The 16,482-nt window shown below is 59.7% G+C and carries 13 protein-coding genes and 1 pseudogene; 13 read left to right on the forward strand and 1 reads right to left on the reverse strand.

Features of this window, described 5'->3' with window-relative positions:
• Positions 1 to 25 precede the first annotated feature (25 nt).
• The 7 genes and pseudogenes from ACYZTK_RS12410 to ACYZTK_RS12440 all read left to right on the forward strand — a co-directional run bounded on the left by ACYZTK_RS12410 (position 26) and on the right by ACYZTK_RS12440 (position 6,017).
• Positions 26 to 361 (forward strand): annotated as a pseudogene (locus ACYZTK_RS12410) (type II toxin-antitoxin system RelE/ParE family toxin).
• A 4-nt stretch (positions 362 to 365) separates the two neighbouring features.
• Entirely contained in the window at positions 366 to 689 is a 324-nt protein-coding gene (locus ACYZTK_RS12415; protein WP_462014697.1) for a helix-turn-helix domain-containing transcriptional regulator, read from the forward strand.
• A gap of 117 nt (positions 690 to 806) precedes the next feature.
• Complete coding sequence (locus tag ACYZTK_RS12420) at positions 807 to 1,205, forward strand: DUF2946 domain-containing protein (protein ID WP_462014698.1); 399 nt, start codon at positions 807 to 809, stop codon at positions 1,203 to 1,205.
• A gap of 47 nt (positions 1,206 to 1,252) precedes the next feature.
• Entirely contained in the window at positions 1,253 to 1,738 is a 486-nt protein-coding gene (locus ACYZTK_RS12425) for a copper chaperone PCu(A)C (RefSeq protein WP_462014699.1), read from the forward strand.
• A gap of 20 nt (positions 1,739 to 1,758) precedes the next feature.
• Entirely contained in the window at positions 1,759 to 2,205 is a 447-nt protein-coding gene (locus ACYZTK_RS12430; protein WP_462014700.1) for a DUF2946 domain-containing protein, read from the forward strand.
• Between the two features lie 189 nt (positions 2,206 to 2,394).
• The gene (locus tag ACYZTK_RS12435) at positions 2,395 to 4,512 is read left to right on the forward strand and encodes a TonB-dependent copper receptor (protein WP_462014701.1); all 2,118 of its coding nucleotides are present in this window, start codon (positions 2,395 to 2,397) and stop codon (positions 4,510 to 4,512) included.
• 131 nt (positions 4,513 to 4,643) lie between these two features.
• Positions 4,644 to 6,017: a PepSY-associated TM helix domain-containing protein gene (locus tag ACYZTK_RS12440; protein WP_462014702.1), complete on the forward strand. Its 1,374-nt coding sequence runs from the start codon at positions 4,644 to 4,646 to the stop codon at positions 6,015 to 6,017.
• Between the two features lie 129 nt (positions 6,018 to 6,146).
• On the opposite strand, the gene ACYZTK_RS12445 is transcribed toward ACYZTK_RS12440, so the two are convergent.
• The gene (locus tag ACYZTK_RS12445; protein ID WP_462014703.1) at positions 6,147 to 9,470 is read right to left on the reverse strand and encodes a hypothetical protein; all 3,324 of its coding nucleotides are present in this window, start codon (positions 9,468 to 9,470) and stop codon (positions 6,147 to 6,149) included.
• Positions 9,471 to 9,794: 324 nt separating this feature from the next.
• Between ACYZTK_RS12445 and urtA the strand changes: the two genes are divergently transcribed.
• The 6 genes from urtA to ACYZTK_RS12475 all read left to right on the forward strand — a co-directional run bounded on the left by urtA (position 9,795) and on the right by ACYZTK_RS12475 (position 16,370).
• Positions 9,795 to 11,060 (forward strand): urea ABC transporter substrate-binding protein, encoded by a 1,266-nt coding sequence (urtA, locus tag ACYZTK_RS12450; RefSeq protein ID WP_462014704.1) that lies wholly within the window; start codon positions 9,795 to 9,797, stop codon positions 11,058 to 11,060.
• A gap of 160 nt (positions 11,061 to 11,220) precedes the next feature.
• Positions 11,221 to 12,723, forward strand: coding sequence for an urea ABC transporter permease subunit UrtB (urtB, locus tag ACYZTK_RS12455; RefSeq protein ID WP_462014705.1), 1,503 nt, complete (start codon positions 11,221 to 11,223; stop codon positions 12,721 to 12,723).
• On the forward strand, positions 12,723 to 13,802 hold the full coding sequence (gene urtC, locus ACYZTK_RS12460) for an urea ABC transporter permease subunit UrtC (RefSeq protein WP_462014706.1): 1,080 nt from the start codon (positions 12,723 to 12,725) through the stop codon (positions 13,800 to 13,802). Before urtB ends, urtC begins: the two co-directional genes overlap by 1 nt.
• Positions 13,799 to 14,668, forward strand: coding sequence for an urea ABC transporter ATP-binding protein UrtD (gene urtD / locus ACYZTK_RS12465; RefSeq protein WP_462014707.1), 870 nt, complete (start codon positions 13,799 to 13,801; stop codon positions 14,666 to 14,668). The genes urtC and urtD overlap by 4 nt, the downstream gene beginning before the upstream one ends.
• 133 nt (positions 14,669 to 14,801) lie before the next feature.
• Positions 14,802 to 15,500 (forward strand): urea ABC transporter ATP-binding subunit UrtE, encoded by a 699-nt coding sequence (gene urtE / locus ACYZTK_RS12470; RefSeq protein ID WP_008031204.1) that lies wholly within the window; start codon positions 14,802 to 14,804, stop codon positions 15,498 to 15,500.
• Between the two features lie 30 nt (positions 15,501 to 15,530).
• Positions 15,531 to 16,370 carry an urease accessory protein UreD gene (locus tag ACYZTK_RS12475; protein WP_462014708.1) on the forward strand — a complete coding sequence of 280 codons (840 nt, stop codon included), beginning with the start codon at positions 15,531 to 15,533 and terminating at the stop codon, positions 16,368 to 16,370.
• Positions 16,371 to 16,482 lie beyond the last annotated feature (112 nt).

Below are 16,482 nucleotides of genomic sequence, written 5' to 3' on the forward strand. Positions count from 1 at the left end.
CTATTTGTTACCTTTAGGGCCGCCTGTGATCACACTCGAAGAATACTTGCAGGACAATGAAACAAGCCCCTTCGGGCGCTGGTTCTCCACCTTGAATGCACAAGCAGCACTAAAGGTTTCCAATGCATTGCTCCGGCTCGAGCTAGGTAATACATCCAATATCAAATGGTTTGAAGGTCTCGGTGAATACCGCATAAATTGGGGCCCCGGGTACAGAATCTAGCTTGTTCAAGAGGGGAAACGCCTGATCATCCTTTTTGGTGGAGGCGACAAGTCCACACAAAAAACCGACATCAAGCAGGCAAAGATGCTGATAGCCGAATTTCGAACCCGAAAAAAAGCTCAACGAAATCGGAGATAGAGTCATGGCGCTTACCAGAAGCTACAAACACACCATCGCCGAGCGTGCCCAGCGCGACCCCGAGTTCGCCCAAGCATTGTTGGATGAGGCTGCTACTCTGTTCCTTAATGGCGAACCTGAAATGGCCAGGATCATATTGCGTGACCTCGTCAACGCAACTGTAGGATTCGAAGAGCTAGCAAAGGAAACAGCGAAGCCCAGTAAAAGCCTCCATCGGATGTTGTCTGCGAAAGGCAACCCAACCATGGACAATCTGGCTGCGATATTTGCGGTAATTCGCGCTACGCTTGGAGTAGATATGCAAGTGCATGCGGTTCGTGCGCACTGACAGCATGAGCGGAAGGCGACTTTTACTGCGACACCACACCGCAGGCGGTCTTTTTACTTATCGGCCCTGATCAGGCTAAATAGTCGCGCCTGATCGCCCACCCACCGGATTTGTCTCATGTCCCGACAACGGCTCGCAATTGCCTGGATCGCCTGCTTTGCAGTGCTGTTCAACATGCTCGCCATGCCGATGACCGGTGCGCTGGCGCAGTCGGCGAAATCGCCGGCCGAACAATTGTTGTGGGGCAGTTTCTGCACGTCCAGCGGCACGAAAATGGTGGCGATTTCCTTGGGGGACATCGAGCAGAAAACACCTCAAGGCGACGATCATTCCAACATGCAGCATTGCTGGTGCTGCTCCGGTTCCGCACCGCTGGTGGCATTGCCAGGGCATATGCCGCAGCTGTATTTCGCCCACTTCGAGACTAATCGAAGCCTGCCCGCAACTTCTCTCGAAATGCCGACGCCACGCCAGCAATGGCCTGCCTTGAACCCCCGTGCTTCCCCTCTGGTGTAATTTTTTTCGCAATTGATCTGCGTCTTGAATCGTTCCGGAGAACTGCAATGTTGAAACAACTCATCGTCCTGGCCGCGCTGCTGTTGCCTGCCTGCTTTGCCAATGCCCACGAATATAAGGCGGGGCAGCTGGAAATTGCCCACCCCTGGTCCCAGGAATTGCCTCCCAATGCGCCAACTGTGGCCGCCTATTTCGTGATTCACAACAAAGGCGATGCAGCCGACCGGCTACTCAGCGTCGACTCGCCGATTGCCGGCATTGCCCAGCTGCACGAGCACATCAGGCAGAATGACCTGATGAAGATGCAGCATGTAGCCAGCATCGAAATCCCCGCCGGTGGCGAGATCACCTTCGCGCCGATGGCCTACCACGTGATGCTGCTGGAGCTGAAAGACCGCAGTCTGCTGAGCGATGGCCAACAGTTTCCCCTGACCATGCACTTCGAGAAGTCCGGTGACGTCACGGTGCAGGTCACGGTGCAGAAGCAGGCGCCAGACGGCATGCCGATGAAAGCCCACGCCCACGCCCAGTAATCGACCGAGCCCGCACGCCCATGCGCCCGCTTAGCGCCAGGTCCCGCGCCGCCCGCCGTCAGCCATTGCGCCTGACTCGCGGCAGCTGGATCAGCCTGTTCGCCATGTTGATGATCTTTATCGGCCCGCTGATTTCCCAGTCGATGCCGATGAATCAGCGCGCCCCGATGTCCATGAGCATGTCGATGGACATGAGCATGGACATGTCGACGACGGCCCACGCCGAGCACGGCGCGCAGCCCGACGCCGAGCATTGCCCGCCGAAAACCGACCATCATGCCCTCTGGGAAAAATGCGGCTATTGCAGCCTGCTGTTCAATTGCCCGGCGCTGACCGGCGGCCAGACGTTCGTCGCATTCGACGCACCCAAGACCAGCACTTTCACCACACCCGCCAAACGGCTTGGCCACGCCCGGCCAACCTTCTTCCCCGGCGCCCGCACCCGCGCCCCGCCCATCGTCGCGTAAACACCCGCCCAATCCCACACGGCCGCAAGACAGCAACGCACCCTGTGGGAGCGGGCTTGCTCGCGAATGCGTCAGGTCATCCAACAGTGATGTTGGCTGACCCACCGCCATCGCGAGCAGGCTCGCTCCTACAGGGGGAGTGCATCGGTTGTCGGCCGTGTCGTTTACGAATGTTCGATGGAAATTTTCATGTCCAGGTTTTCTGCTGACACACGCTTGAGCGCTGCCCAGGCTTCCTTTGCCCTGAACCCGGCCCGCGCCCGGTTCAGACACGCGACCGCGATTCTTTGTGGCGCCTTGCTGACCCCGCTGGTGCTGGCCGATGAGCACGCGGGGCACAGTGAAGAACTGAGCCCGACGGTGATCACCGCCATCGCGCCGAGCTCTCCTCTGACCATCGTCACCAATCCCAAGGATCCGCGCCAACCGGTGCCGGCCAGTGACGGCGGCGATTACCTGAAGACCATCCCCGGCTTCGCCCTGGTACGCAACGGCGGCACCAACGGCGATCCAGTGCTGCGCGGGATGTTCGGTTCACGCCTGAACATCCTCACCAACGGCGGCATGATGCTCGGTGCCTGCCCCGGCCGGATGGACGCGCCGACCTCCTACATTTCACCCGAGACCTACGACAAACTCACGGTTATCAAAGGGCCGCAAACCGTGCTCTGGGGGCCGGGTGCGTCGGCCGGGACCATCCTTTTCGACCGCGAGCCGGAACACTTCGGCGAACTCGGCACGCGGGTCAATGCCAGTCTGCTGGGTGGTTCCAACGGTCGTTTCGACAAGGTGGTGGACGCCGCTGCCGGTGGACCGTTGGGCTATGTTCGAGTGATCGGCAACACCGCGCATTCCGACGACTACCAGGACGGCAACAACGACACCGTGCCCTCGCGCTACGACAAGTGGAACGGTGACCTGGCCGTCGGCTGGACCCCGGATGCCGACACGCTGCTCGAACTGACCGCCGGCAAGGGCGATGGCGAAGCCCGTTACGCCGGGCGCGGCATGGACGGTTCGCAGTTCAAGCGCGAGAGCCTCGGCCTGCGCTTCGAGAAGTCGAACATTGGCGACGTATTGGACAAAGTTGAAGCGCAGATCTACTACAACTACGCCGACCACGTGATGGACAACTACAGCCTGCGCACCCCGTCCGGTACTGGAATGATGGCCGGGCCAATGGCCTCCAACGTCGACCGCCGAACCCTCGGCGCACGCATAAAAGGCACCTGGCGCTGGGCCGACGTGCAACTGATCAGCGGCATCGACGCGCAGACCAACGAACACCGTCAGCGCAGTGGCATGGGTATCGACACTTACAAGGACCAGTCGTTTACCAAGGACGCCGACTTCCACAACTATGGTGTGTTCAGCGAGCTGACCTGGTTCGCCACCGACAACGATCGGCTCGTCAGCGGCGCCCGCCTGGACCGCGCTTCGGCCAAGGATTTCCGCCGGACCAGCGGCTCCGGCATGATGACTCGGCCCAACCCGACCGCCGACGAAACCCGCGCCGACACCCTGCCCAGCGGTTTCATCCGCTACGAGCATGACCTGGCCGACAGCCCGACCACCCTGTACGCCGGCCTCGGTCACACCCAACGTTTCCCGGATTACTGGGAGCTGTTCTCGCCCAACTCGGGACCGAGCGGATCGGTGAACGCCTTCGATTCGATCAAGCCGGAGAAAACCACCCAGCTCGATTTCGGCCTGCAATACAAGACTGAAAAAGTCGAGGCCTGGGCCTCGGGTTACGTCGGACAGGTGCGCGACTACATCCTGTTCAACTACACCCGCGGGATGATGGGCATGACTTCGCAGGCGGAGAATGTCGACGCGCGAATCATGGGTGGAGAGCTCGGTGCGGCTTACAAACTGACCGACAACTGGAAAGCCGATGCGACCCTGGCCTACGCCTGGGGCAAGAACAGCAGCGACGGCACTGCGCTGCCGCAAATGCCGCCGCTGGACACACGGTTCGGGCTGACCTACAGCGCAGACAACTGGAGCGCCGGGGCACTGTGGAGAGTGGTTGCTGCGCAAGATCGTATCGACAGGAACAAGGGCAACGTGGTCGGCAAGGACTTCGACAAGACTTCCGGTTTTGGCGTGTTCTCGCTCAACGGCGCCTACCGGATCAACAAGCACTGGAAGGTCAGCTCAGGCGTGGACAACCTGTTCGGCAAGGCTTACGCCGAACACCTAAACCTGGCGGGTAACGCCGGTTTTGGCTACCCGGCCAATGACCCGCAAGCGATCAAAGAACCGGGGCGCACGCTCTGGACCAAGATTGATATGAGTTTCTAACAAGAAAAGTCAAAAGATCGCAGGCTACGCCAGCTCCTACATTGGCATGCGTACACCCTTTAGGAGCTGTCGAGTGAAACGAGGCTGCGATCTTTTACAGACAATTGATTCGCCAAGCGGAGCACAAACCGATGAAACAGCCCAAAGTGAATTTCTACAACCTGGCCTGGCGCTGGCATTTCTACGCCGGCCTGTTCGTCGCGCCATTCATGGTCATGCTGGCCCTGACCGGGGTCATCTACCTGTTCAAACCACAACTCGACCCGTTGATGTACGGCAGCCTGCTGAACGTCCCCGCCGGACACCACAGCCTGCCTGCCGACGAGCTGCTCAAGCGGGTGAAAACCGCCTATCCACAAGGCCAGGTCACCCAATACCTGCCGCCGGTCAACGCTGATCGCAGCGCCCAGTTCGTGGTGACCCAGGCCGACCAGGCGCTCAACGTCTTCATCGACCCTTACCAGGGTGACATCCTTGGCGAACAGGACGCCAAAATGAATCTGCAAGCGGTGGCCCGGGCCATTCATGGCGAGCTGATGATTGGCACCGTGGGTGATCGACTGATCGAGCTGGCCGCCGGCTGGGGCATCGTGCTGGTGGTTTCTGGCGTCTTCCTCTGGTGGCCGCGCGGCCAGGCAGCGGGCATCCTCTGGCCGCGCCTGAGCAGTCGCGGTCGAGTGCTATGGCGCGATCTGCACGCTGTCACCGGGTTCTGGGGTGCCGCGTTCCTGCTGGTGATGTTGCTCAGCGGCATGACCTGGACCGGGTTCTGGGGCAAACAATATGCGGGCGTGTGGAACGTCTTTCCGGATGCAATGTGGAATGAAATGCCCAAGTCCGACGTGGAGGCGCGCAGCCTCAACACCGCCACTCGCCAGACTGTGCCATGGGCCATGGAAAACACGCCGATGCCGATGTCCGGCGATCATGCCGAGCACATGAACCATGGCGCTAAAACTGCCGGCCCGGCCGCGCCGATCATCAGTCTGCAGGACGTGCAAAACGTCGCCGAACAACGCAAGGTGGAGCCGGGCTACAGCATCACCTTGCCGACCACCGACACCGGCGTGTTTACCATCGCTGTGTTCGCCGACGACCCACGCAACGATGCCACCCTGCATGTCGATCAGTACACCGGCAAGGTCCTCGCCGACGTGCGCTGGGAACACTACGGCGGCGTCGCACGCGCCACGGAAGTGGGGGTGATGTTGCACGAAGGTAAAATGTTCGGCGTGATGAACCAGATCATCGTATTGCTGATCTGCCTGATGATTCTGCTCAGCGCCGTCAGCGGTGTGGTGATCTGGTGGAAGCGTCGGCCGCAGGGCAAATTCGGGGTACCACCGCTGCGCCATGACCTGCCGAAATGGAAAACCGGAGTGGCCATCATGCTGGTGCTGGCGGTGGCGTTTCCACTGGTGGGGGCATCCTTGGTGGTGGTCTGGCTACTGGATCGCGTGCTGTTGTCGAGATTCACCCGACTCGCTGAATCGGCCTCTTCTTAATCCATGGAGCGGAACGCTGATCGCCCCCCAAACCCCACCCTCAGGCGTGGTCCCGGCGGCGATTGGCGGGTTGGTTCTCATCAGGCGCAAGCGTAGGCCGGTTGCACCATGCCCAGCCTCCTTACAGGATTACAACTCATCCCGTGGCAAATGAACGGGGCTGTCAGGATACTGTTGGCGGACCTCTTTCCAGTCGGCGCCCATCCTCCCGGTCAGCCGCCAATAACCGCCGGCCTTCAACACTTCCAAGTGACTGTTGGCAGCCAGCCTGGAAATGAACGCATCGAACGACAACACAGTCGACCATTGATCATCGGGGGGCTGTACCAGTTTGACTTTAAGCAGTGCCTGCTCGGCGATCGAATAGGTCGGTACGTACTTCAATAGTGCACCGTCGCGTGACGAATAGTAAAAGGCTGTGAGATCAAAACCTTTGTTTTTAACGACCTGGGTGTGCGAATTAATCGATTCGGGGGAGGCGTAATTCCCGTGGTCAGCAATGGCATTTGATGCCGATTGAACAATCTGATGGCTGGCCATCCATTTGTAACCGTCAGGCAAGCGCGGCAATCGAGTGCCTGATGAAGCGGCAACGTCGCTCGCCGTACGGAAGATCAGCTTGATGGCTTCATCGGAACTACGCGTCCCGGAGAGGGGGTGCATGCAAATGTAAGAATTGGTATCGGGTTTGGCCAGGATGGCGCTTGTACAGGCCATTTCTCGATTGAATTGTGCCGCTCGAAGCTCGGCATAACGAGCGGCATCATCCGGATGATGAAACATCGGCCCCAAAGGCAGCCTGGATTTACTCGCCCACTTTGCTTCGACGGAAACAGACGGCATACCCGCTACCCAGTCCTGACCAACCTCCCCCGAACGAGACCAGTAAGCGCTGGTGCTAAGTACCTCCAGTTTTCCCGCTGCCGCCACACGCCGGATGTAATCGGTCATCGTGAAGGTGCCACGGTTGATAGCTTCCTGATCACGTTGAGCGTGGGCTGCTGTCGCAAACGGATTGTCCTTAATCAGGACCTGACCAAATCTGTCCTTGGATACAACCGGATCGAATGGGGCGAGCTCAAAACGCAGCAATGCGCCGTCGCCACAGGAAAAATAAATCGGTCTGTACCCGTCGGAAGTTCGGACGCTGTCACGCGCCATACTCACGACCATGGGCGAAAAGAAGTGCCGATGGTCATCGTCCGACAAGCCGAACGGCGTAGCGGTTGCGCAAAGGACGAGCCCGCCATCCACGTAGCGATATGGCAATACCCCTGGGAAGACACGGTCATACGCCAACCGTGAATTGCTCACACTCACAGGCAGCGTAGCGAGAAACGTGCCGTCATGCGCGTTGCGCAGGATAAATCCAAAACCGAGGTCTGAGCGACTGCTTGCCTGTTCATGCGCCAGACGTGCGGCATCCTGTTCCTGGACGCACACCGCGCTATAAGCCGGGCCCACCAATGCCTTTGGGTAACCGGCGGTGGCGGCTGCTCTTTCAAACGGTGCAAATTCCGTGACATTACGAGGCGCGCCCCACAGACGGCTTCCTGAGACCACCTTCAGATACCCGGAACCGACCAGCTTTTTAACCCACGCGCTCGGCGTCAAAGTACCGATACGGATCTGCTCCTTGATCCAGGTGGCATCTAGATCACGTGCCGGTTTACCCGACAGGCTGATCGCAACGCCCAGGTCCGCACGAATGCGATCCCAGGTGCCGATCCGGTAACGGATGATCGCTCCGTCGGGGGCAAACAGGTATTCATCGAGCGCCTCCGTTTTTCTCATGAAAGCGGTATAGATCGAATCGACAGACAGCATGTTGATGTAGAGCTCGGTGTCGGCGTCGGACAAGAGCACAGGTAATGCGCGTGGAACCCGTGAGCGGTAACGCGCAATGACCGTGCAGTCTGACGGTAACAGGCCGAGGTCATTCGCAGCCTGATTGAAGATCCACTTGATATCAAAGTCTTCTTGCGCAATGACGACTGGCGCGGTTGCCACGAACCTTCCATCAGAGCGCTTCAGAATCAGACCACCATAGGCTCTTGGCGTCGAGTCGGGCACCTGCGAACGCGCATGTACGGCAGCATCCTCCGCCGTCAGGAACACCGGGCCCAGTGCACGACGCTGCAGGTTCTGGTTCGGTTCCCACTGGACGCCAACGAGCCCCTTGCGATCCCAGCACACACTGGTACGCAGCACGTGCAATTCATCACTGCGGGCCACCGTCGCGACGAAATCGGTCGCGCGTAACACGCGCTTGGCTAGATTGCTTTGAATGGACTCCAGGCCCATGTTCGGCACGTCGTTGTCGAACAGCTGGGTGTCCGGGCGGGGCGAATACTTCAGCAGCGCACCGTCCGGCGCCGATACGTAGAGTACAGCTGGAACGCTTTCACCAATGACAGGGCGTTTCTTGGCATCGTAGACGGCGACCCACAAATCTTTTGGAACAATGAAATGCTCGGCCAGCCAGCGTCGGGGGGCATCTGGCTCAGACTTCACCCCTTGTCGCGAATAAAAATAGGAGTGAGGAGTGAATGACTCGGGATAGGCAAAATCCCTGGTCTTTGCAGAGAGGCGAAACAGAATTCGCTGCTGGAAAAGCTCGTCTCGATAACTGACCGAAACCAGTTCTGAAGCGACATATTCTTCTTTGTCCTTGTGCTTGAGAATGAACCCGAACCAGGTCTTCCCTTCATCACGTTGTGCGGTGTTGCGGGCATAACGATCGAGCGCCGCTTCGTCGACTGACTGGAAAACCGCCCCCATCAACGTCCTTTCCGGGACATCGCGCACCCAGGGACCGGGAACGACGTCCGCCGTGATTTTCCCCCTAGGTCGCCAGCGACCGTTGCTGATAATGACCTGCAAATCGCCGACAACTGCCACCTCTTTCACGAGTTGCTGCGGTTTAACCTCACCTTTTTCCAGGTCGAGGGCAAGCTTGCCGGGCGTGTTCGTGGTTCCCAACTGTTTGAGCAGTGTCGACGATTGCGGGCCGCTGTTGGGGCTGAATCGGATCAGACTGTCTTCGGCACCCGATAAATAATACGCCCCGCCGGTTGTTAAAGATTTGCGCAGTTCTGCGGCATTGAACATCAGGAGGCTCGTCGTCGCATCCTCGATGGTCCACTTCAACTCCGCTACCTTGAGCGAATCGAGCGTCGAAAGTGCAGGATGAGAATAGAACAGGCCGCGTATAACGTGATTGTCGAAGGACGGTTGCAAAGAGGAATTGTACGGTTTATCGACAGGGTCAGTAACTGCGTACCGTTTATCATCGCGCTGAAGTATATAGCCGTAGTAGCCGTAATTGCGGCGCCGCCCAATACGTTCGTGGGCGTAACACGCAGCGTCGTCTGCCGAAAGAAAGGTCAAGTCCAGTATTGTTGGTTGTGAAAGGGCGAATGGTGCTTCGAGCGGTTCTAGTTGGTCATCCATGATGGGGTACTCCATTAGTGTCATTGAGCCTCGACTGTTGCACTGCGACAGACGCGCATGGCGGTACATAGTTGTTTCTTCGAAGTGCGCCCCGGACTGACTGATATCCAACATCCAGAATGCGACTGAGTCAGCACCAATGCTGCGCACACAGGCGCACCTGACTTGCCGTCCAGCCCCAGTCTGGTGCGCACTGAATCCAGCCGACGGCTCTATCACATCATTTCCCGGCTTTTTGCGATCAGGCACAGCCCTTGCTAAAGACCCTTCAGTAGTCCGCATCTGCCAACCAAGAAAAATTCTGCTGTTCACGGAGATCGCACAATGAAGCGTCGCAGCTTGATCAAGGCTTTCACACTCACGGCAAGCATTGCCGCGATGGGCATGACCTGGACTGTCCAGGCCGCCGAGACCATCAAGGTCGGTATCCTGCATTCGTTGTCCGGCACCATGGCGATCTCCGAAACCTCGCTGAAAGACATGGCGCTGATGACCATCGACGAGATCAATGCCAAGGGCGGCGTGAACGGCAAGATGCTCGAAGCAGTGGTCGTCGACCCGGCTTCGAACTGGCCGCTGTTCGCCGAAAAGGGCCGTCAGCTGCTGACTCAGGACAAGGTTGCCGTGGTGTTCGGTTGCTGGACTTCGGTATCGCGCAAATCGGTATTGCCGGTGTTCGAAGAGCTCAACGGCCTGCTGTTCTATCCGGTGCAATACGAAGGCGAAGAGATGTCGCCGAACGTGTTCTACACCGGTGCAGCGCCGAACCAGCAGGCGATCCCGGCGGTGGAATACCTAATGAGCGAAGAAGGCGGCAGCGCCAAGCGCTACTTCCTGCTGGGCACCGACTACGTCTACCCGCGCACCACCAACAAGATCCTGCGCTCGTTCCTGCATTCCAAAGGCGTGGCGGACAAGGATATCGAAGAGGTCTACACCCCGTTCGGCCACAGCGACTACCAAACCATCGTTGCCAACATCAAGAAATTCTCCGCTGGCGGCAAGACGGCAGTCATCTCCACCGTCAACGGCGACTCCAACGTGCCGTTTTACAAAGAGCTGGCCAACCAGGGCCTGAAAGCCACCGACGTGCCGGTGGTGGCGTTCTCAGTCGGCGAGGAAGAACTGCGCGGCATCGACACCAAACCGTTGGTGGGCAACCTGGCGGCGTGGAACTACTTCGAGTCGGTGGAGAACCCTGCGAACAAGAAATTCGTTGCCGACTGGAAAGCCTACGCGAAAAAACACAACCTGCCGGGCGCCGACAAAGCGGTGACCAACGACCCGATGGAAGCCACCTACGTTGGCATCCACATGTGGGCGCAAGCGGCGGAAAAAGCCAAGTCCACTGAAGTCGACAAAGTCCGCGAAGCCTTGGCTGGCCAGACCTTCGCCGCGCCATCCGGCTACACCCTGACCATGGACAAGACCAACCACCACCTGCACAAGCCGGTGATGATCGGCGAGATCCAGGCGAACGGTCAGTTCAACGTGGTATGGCAGACCGAAGGCCCGATCCGCGCCGAGCCGTGGAGTCCCTTCATTTCGGGTAACGACAAGAAGCCGGATTATGCGGTGAAGAGCAACTAAGCCACTGGGTGTCGGGGCCGAGCACGGAGCGCGGCCCCGACACAAATCCCTGTGGGAGCTGGCTTGCCTGCGATGCAGACGACTCGGTGCATCTGAGACACCGAGGTGATGCCATCGCAGGCAAGCCAGCTCCCACACAGTCCGCGCAAGGCGACTCACTATGCCCACTGCCCTTTACCGCTTGATCCTCGCCATCGCACTGCTGTTGCCAATGGCCGCTTTCGCCGGCGACGCCGAAGACTTCGTCGCCGCCAATCCCGTGCAGCAAGCCAAGCTTCTCGAATCCTGGGCCGCGCAGCCCGACCCGGCGCGTGTCGAACTGATCAATGCCTTGCAAAAAGGTGAGTTGACTGTCGACGGCCAGCCGAAAACACTGCGCCTGAACAACCGCCTGCGTGGCCTGATCGATACCGCATTCGCCAGCCACCAGTTGCTCGCCGCCGACGCCAAACTGCGTCTTGCCGCCGCGCAACAACTGCAGAGAAGCGCCAAGCCCGCGCAACTGAAATATCTCGATCAGCAACTGGCCGGTGAAAAAAATGAAGACGTCCATGCGGCCCTGAGCCTGGCCCTGGCCAATCTGCAACTGGTCGATTCCGATCCCGTCGTGCGCCTCGCAGCAGTGCGTCTGCTCGGCGAAACCGGCGACCCGCTGGCGCGTACTCGCCTGGAAAGTCTTCTGGAGCCGGGCGTCGAAGCCGACGCCGGCGTGCGCACTGCAGCCGAAACCAGCCTGGCGCAAGTCAAACGCAAACTGTTGATCGGCGAGATCCTCGGCCAGGCTTTCAGCGGCATGTCCCTGGGCTCGATTCTGCTGCTCGCGGCCCTGGGCCTGGCGATCACCTTCGGCCTGCTCGGCGTGATCAACATGGCCCACGGCGAGATGCTGATGCTCGGCGCGTACTCGACCTACGTCGTGCAACTGATGTTCCAGCGCTTCGCTCCGCAAGCCATCGAGTTCTACCCGCTGATTGCCCTGCCGGTAGCGTTTTTTGTCACCGCGGCGATTGGCATGGCGTTGGAGCGTACGGTGATCCGCCACCTCTATGGGCGCCCACTGGAAACCCTGCTCGCCACCTGGGGCATCAGCCTGATGCTGATTCAACTGGTGCGCCTGCTGTTCGGCGCACAGAACGTCGAAGTGGCCAACCCGGCCTGGTTGTCCGGCGGGATCCAGGTGCTGCCGAACCTGGTGCTGCCGTACAACCGCATTGTCATCATCGCGTTCGCGCTGTTCGTAGTGGTGCTGACCTGGCTGCTGCTGAACAAGACTCGCCTGGGCCTGAACGTGCGCGCCGTCACCCAGAATCGCAACATGGCCGCCTGCTGCGGCGTGCCTACAGGCCGGGTGGACATGCTCGCATTCGGGCTCGGTTCGGGCATCGCCGGCCTCGGTGGAGTCGCCCTCAGCCAGATAGGCAACGTCGGCCCAGACCTCGGCCAGAGCTACATCATCGATTCGTTCCTGGTGGTGGTGCTCGGCGGAGTCGGCCAGTTGGCGGGCAGCGTGCTCGCCGCGTTCGGCCTGGGCATCGCCAACAAGATTCTCGAACCGCAGATTGGAGCGGTACTCGGCAAGATCCTGATCCTCGCGCTGATCATTCTGTTTATCCAGAAACGTCCGCAAGGCCTCTTTGCACTGAAAGGACGGGTGATCGACTGATGAACCAGCCTCTGATGCTCACGGCCACCCAAAAGGCCGGGCCGAAAATCACCATCGCCATCGGAACAGTGATCCTCGTCCTGCTACTGGCGTTGCCCTTGCTGTCGCTGTTGTCGCCGGACAGCGCCTTTCACGTCTCGGCCTACACCCTGACTCTCATGGGCAAGATTCTTTGCTACGCGATAGTCGCCCTGGCGCTGGACCTGGTCTGGGGCTACGCCGGCTTGCTGTCTCTGGGCCACGGCCTGTTCTTCGCCCTCGGCGGTTATGCGATGGGCATGTACCTGATGCGCCAGGCTTCGGGCGATGCGCTGCCAGCGTTCATGACGTTCCTGTCATGGACCGAGTTGCCGTGGTACTGGACCGGGACCAGCAGCTTTCTCTGGGCGATGTGCCTGGTGGTATTGGCGCCTGGATTACTGGCGTTGGTGTTTGGTTTCTTCGCCTTCCGCTCGCGGATCAAGGGCGTGTATTTCTCGATCATGACCCAGGCGCTGACCTTCGCCGGCATGCTCCTGTTCTTCCGCAACGAAACCGGATTCGGCGGCAATAACGGCTTCACCAACTTCCGCACCATTCTCGGCTTCGGCATCACCGAACCGGGCACCCGCGCCGTGCTGTTTTTCGCCACGGTGCTGTTGCTGGTGGCGAGCCTGTTCATCGGCTGGCGTCTGGCGCAAAGCAAATTCGGACGGGTGCTGACCGCGCTGCGCGATGCGGAAAACCGCCTGATGTTCTGCGGTTACGACCCCCGCGGTTTCAAGCTGTTTGTCTGGGTGTTGAGCGCAGTGCTGTGCGGACTGGCCGGCGCGTTGTATGTACCGCAAGTCGGCATCATCAACCCGAGCGAAATGTCGCCGACCAACTCCATCGAAGCCGCCGTCTGGGTCGCGCTGGGCGGTCGCGGCACGCTGATCGGGCCGCTACTGGGCGCAGGCGTGGTGAACGGCATGAAGAGCTGGTTCACCGTAGCCTTCCCCGAATACTGGCTGTTCTTCCTCGGCGCACTGTTCATTGTCGTGACCCTGTACCTGCCCAAGGGTGTGATCGGCTTGTTGAAGAAAAGGGGCGACCAATGAGAATCACACCGACGGCGGAATTTATGCTCGAACCAGCGTTTTTCCCACCGGAGCCTAACAAGGATGCCGGCAGCAGCCGGGACGCCATCGGCCTCGGCCAGCGCGTCAGCCCTGGACTTGATACCCGCCACGGTACCATCCTGACCCTGGAGGACATCAGCGTCAGCTTCGATGGTTTCAAGGCGCTGAACAATCTGAATCTGTACATCGGCGTCGGCGAGTTGCGCTGCATCATCGGCCCTAACGGCGCCGGCAAGACCACGCTGATGGACGTGATCACCGGCAAGACCCGACCCAGCCATGGCAAGGCGTGGTTCGGCGAAACCCTGGACCTGACGCAGATGAGCGAAGTGCAGATCGCCCAGGCCGGCATCGGTCGCAAATTCCAGAAGCCGACGGTGTTCGAGGCGCTCAGCGTATTCGAGAATCTCGAGCTGGCACAAAAGACCGACAAGTCGGTGTGGGCCAGCCTGCGCGCGCGCCTCAGCGGCGAACAGAAGGATCGTATCAGTGAGGTGCTGGAAACCATTCGCCTGACCAGTTCGGTCAATCGTCCGGCGGGTTTGCTGTCCCACGGGCAGAAGCAGTTCCTGGAAATCGGCATGCTGCTGATGCAGGACCCACAGCTGCTATTGCTCGACGAACCGGTAGCCGGCATGACCGACGCCGAGACCGAATTCACCGCCGAACTGTTCAAGCGCCTGGCCGGCAAGCATTCACTGATGGTGGTGGAGCATGACATGGGCTTTGTTGGTTCGATTGCCGACCATGTGACTGTGTTGCATCAGGGCAGCGTGCTGGCCGAAGGGTCGCTGGAGCAGGTGCAGGAAAATGAGCGGGTGATTGAGGTTTATCTCGGTCGCTAGTTCTGCAAACACCTACCCCCTGTAGGAGTGAGCCTGCTCGCGATTGCAGTGTGTCAGGCGACAACGATGTCGTTGAGTAAACCGCCATCGCGAGCAGGCTCACTCCCACAGTGGATCTGAGGAGAACTTTGGAATGCTGCAAGTCGACAAGCTGCACCAGTACTACGGCGGTAGCCACATCCTGCGTGGCCTTACGTTCGACGTGAAGGTCGGGGAGGTCACCTGTCTGCTCGGGCGCAACGGCGTAGGCAAGACCACCCTGCTCAAATGCCTGATGGGCCTGTTGCCGGCCAAGGAAGGCGCAGTGAACTGGGAGGGTAAACCGATCACCACGTTCAAGCCGCACCAGCGGGTGCACGCCGGGATCGCCTACGTCCCGCAGGGCCGCGAGATCTTCGGGCGGCTGACCGTCGAGGAGAATCTGTTGATGGGCCTGTCGCGCTTCCCTGGCAGCGAAGCAAAGGAAGTCCCCGCCTTCATCTACGAACTGTTCCCGGTGCTGCTGCAAATGAAGCAACGCCGCGGTGGTGACTTGTCTGGCGGGCAGCAACAGCAACTCGCCATCGGCCGCGCACTGGCCAGTCGTCCACGGCTGCTGATCCTCGACGAGCCTACCGAGGGTATCCAGCCGTCGGTGATCAAGGAGATCGGCGCGGTGATCAAGAAACTTGCGGCCCGTGGCGACATGGCGATTTTGCTGGTGGAGCAGTTCTATGATTTCGCCGCCGAACTGGCCGATCAGTACCTGGTGATGTCCCGGGGCGAAATTGTGCAGCAAGGTCGCGGCGAAAATATGGAAGCCGAGGGTGTCCGCGGTCTGGTAACGATCTAATCTGCAGTGTCCTGACGATAATTAGAAAACATGAATTTACCTGCTTCTACTGTCCTGTTTACCCCGAGCTGGCATGCTGAACTGGAACTCGGCTACGCCCGCTTCGGAGCCAGCACGCGCCCGGTTCAGCGCCGCCATCAAGGCCCGCTGCGAGTGCAAAAGCACCTGTATGCCGAAGGCCCCGAGGTCTGCCAGCACATCATCGTGCATCCGCCCGGCGGGATTGCCGGCGGTGATCGGCTGGACATCAGCGCCAGTGTGGGTCGCGATGCCTGGGCGCAAATCACCAGCCCAGGCGCGGCCAAATGGTATCGCGCTGCCGGCCCCGCTTATCAGAAGCTCGACTTCAAGGTGGCAGCCGGCGCGACCCTGGAATGGTTGCCGCAAGAGACCATCATTTTCAGTGCTGCACAGGCTGAACTGAGTACGTCCATCGACCTGGAAGGCGATGCTCGATTGTTCTACTGGGACGTTGTGGCGCTGGGCCGTCCGGCCAGTGGCGAGCGTTTTAACCTCGGGCATTTTCAGTCACGACTCGACATCCGCCGCAACGGCCAGTTGCTCTGGCACGAGCGCCAGCGCATTGTCGGGGATGACGGCCTGCTTGATTCGCCGATTGGTCTCGACGGGCAGCCGGTGTTTGCGACGTTGCTGGTGACTGGGGATATTGATGGTCAGTTGCTGGAACTATGCCGCTCGCTGCCGAATGACGTTCGCGGGGATTTAACTCAGTTACCGGGGCTTTTGGTCGCCCGCTGCCTCGCCAGCGAGGCGCTGCTGGCCCGGGGCTGGATGATTGATTTGTGGCGATTGCTCAGGCCAGCATTGCTTGGCAGGGAAGCGGTCCCACCCAGAATATGGAGCACCTGAAACGCGATCCCCCTGTAGGAGTGAGCCTGCTCGCGATGGCGTCGGCACATTCATACATAAGTTGCCTGACACACCGCCATCGCGAGCAGGCTCACTCCTACAGGGGTTTTGT

This window comes from Pseudomonas sp. LB3P31 (genome assembly GCF_054897945.1).

Coding starts and splice junctions, on each gene's coding strand:
- ACYZTK_RS12415 (WP_462014697.1), top strand. CDS start 366: ATGGCGCTTACCAGAAGCTACAAACACACCATCGCCGAGCGTGCCCAG.
- ACYZTK_RS12420 (WP_462014698.1), top strand. CDS start 807: ATGTCCCGACAACGGCTCGCAATTGCCTGGATCGCCTGCTTTGCAGTG.
- ACYZTK_RS12425 (WP_462014699.1), top strand. CDS start 1,253: ATGTTGAAACAACTCATCGTCCTGGCCGCGCTGCTGTTGCCTGCCTGC.
- ACYZTK_RS12430 (WP_462014700.1), top strand. CDS start 1,759: ATGCGCCCGCTTAGCGCCAGGTCCCGCGCCGCCCGCCGTCAGCCATTG.
- ACYZTK_RS12435 (WP_462014701.1), top strand. CDS start 2,395: ATGTCCAGGTTTTCTGCTGACACACGCTTGAGCGCTGCCCAGGCTTCC.
- ACYZTK_RS12440 (WP_462014702.1), top strand. CDS start 4,644: ATGAAACAGCCCAAAGTGAATTTCTACAACCTGGCCTGGCGCTGGCAT.
- ACYZTK_RS12445 (WP_462014703.1), bottom strand. CDS start 9,470: ATGGATGACCAACTAGAACCGCTCGAAGCACCATTCGCCCTTTCACAA.
- urtA (WP_462014704.1), top strand. CDS start 9,795: ATGAAGCGTCGCAGCTTGATCAAGGCTTTCACACTCACGGCAAGCATT.
- urtB (WP_462014705.1), top strand. CDS start 11,221: ATGCCCACTGCCCTTTACCGCTTGATCCTCGCCATCGCACTGCTGTTG.
- urtC (WP_462014706.1), top strand. CDS start 12,723: ATGAACCAGCCTCTGATGCTCACGGCCACCCAAAAGGCCGGGCCGAAA.
- urtD (WP_462014707.1), top strand. CDS start 13,799: ATGAGAATCACACCGACGGCGGAATTTATGCTCGAACCAGCGTTTTTC.
- urtE (WP_008031204.1), top strand. CDS start 14,802: ATGCTGCAAGTCGACAAGCTGCACCAGTACTACGGCGGTAGCCACATC.
- ACYZTK_RS12475 (WP_462014708.1), top strand. CDS start 15,531: ATGAATTTACCTGCTTCTACTGTCCTGTTTACCCCGAGCTGGCATGCT.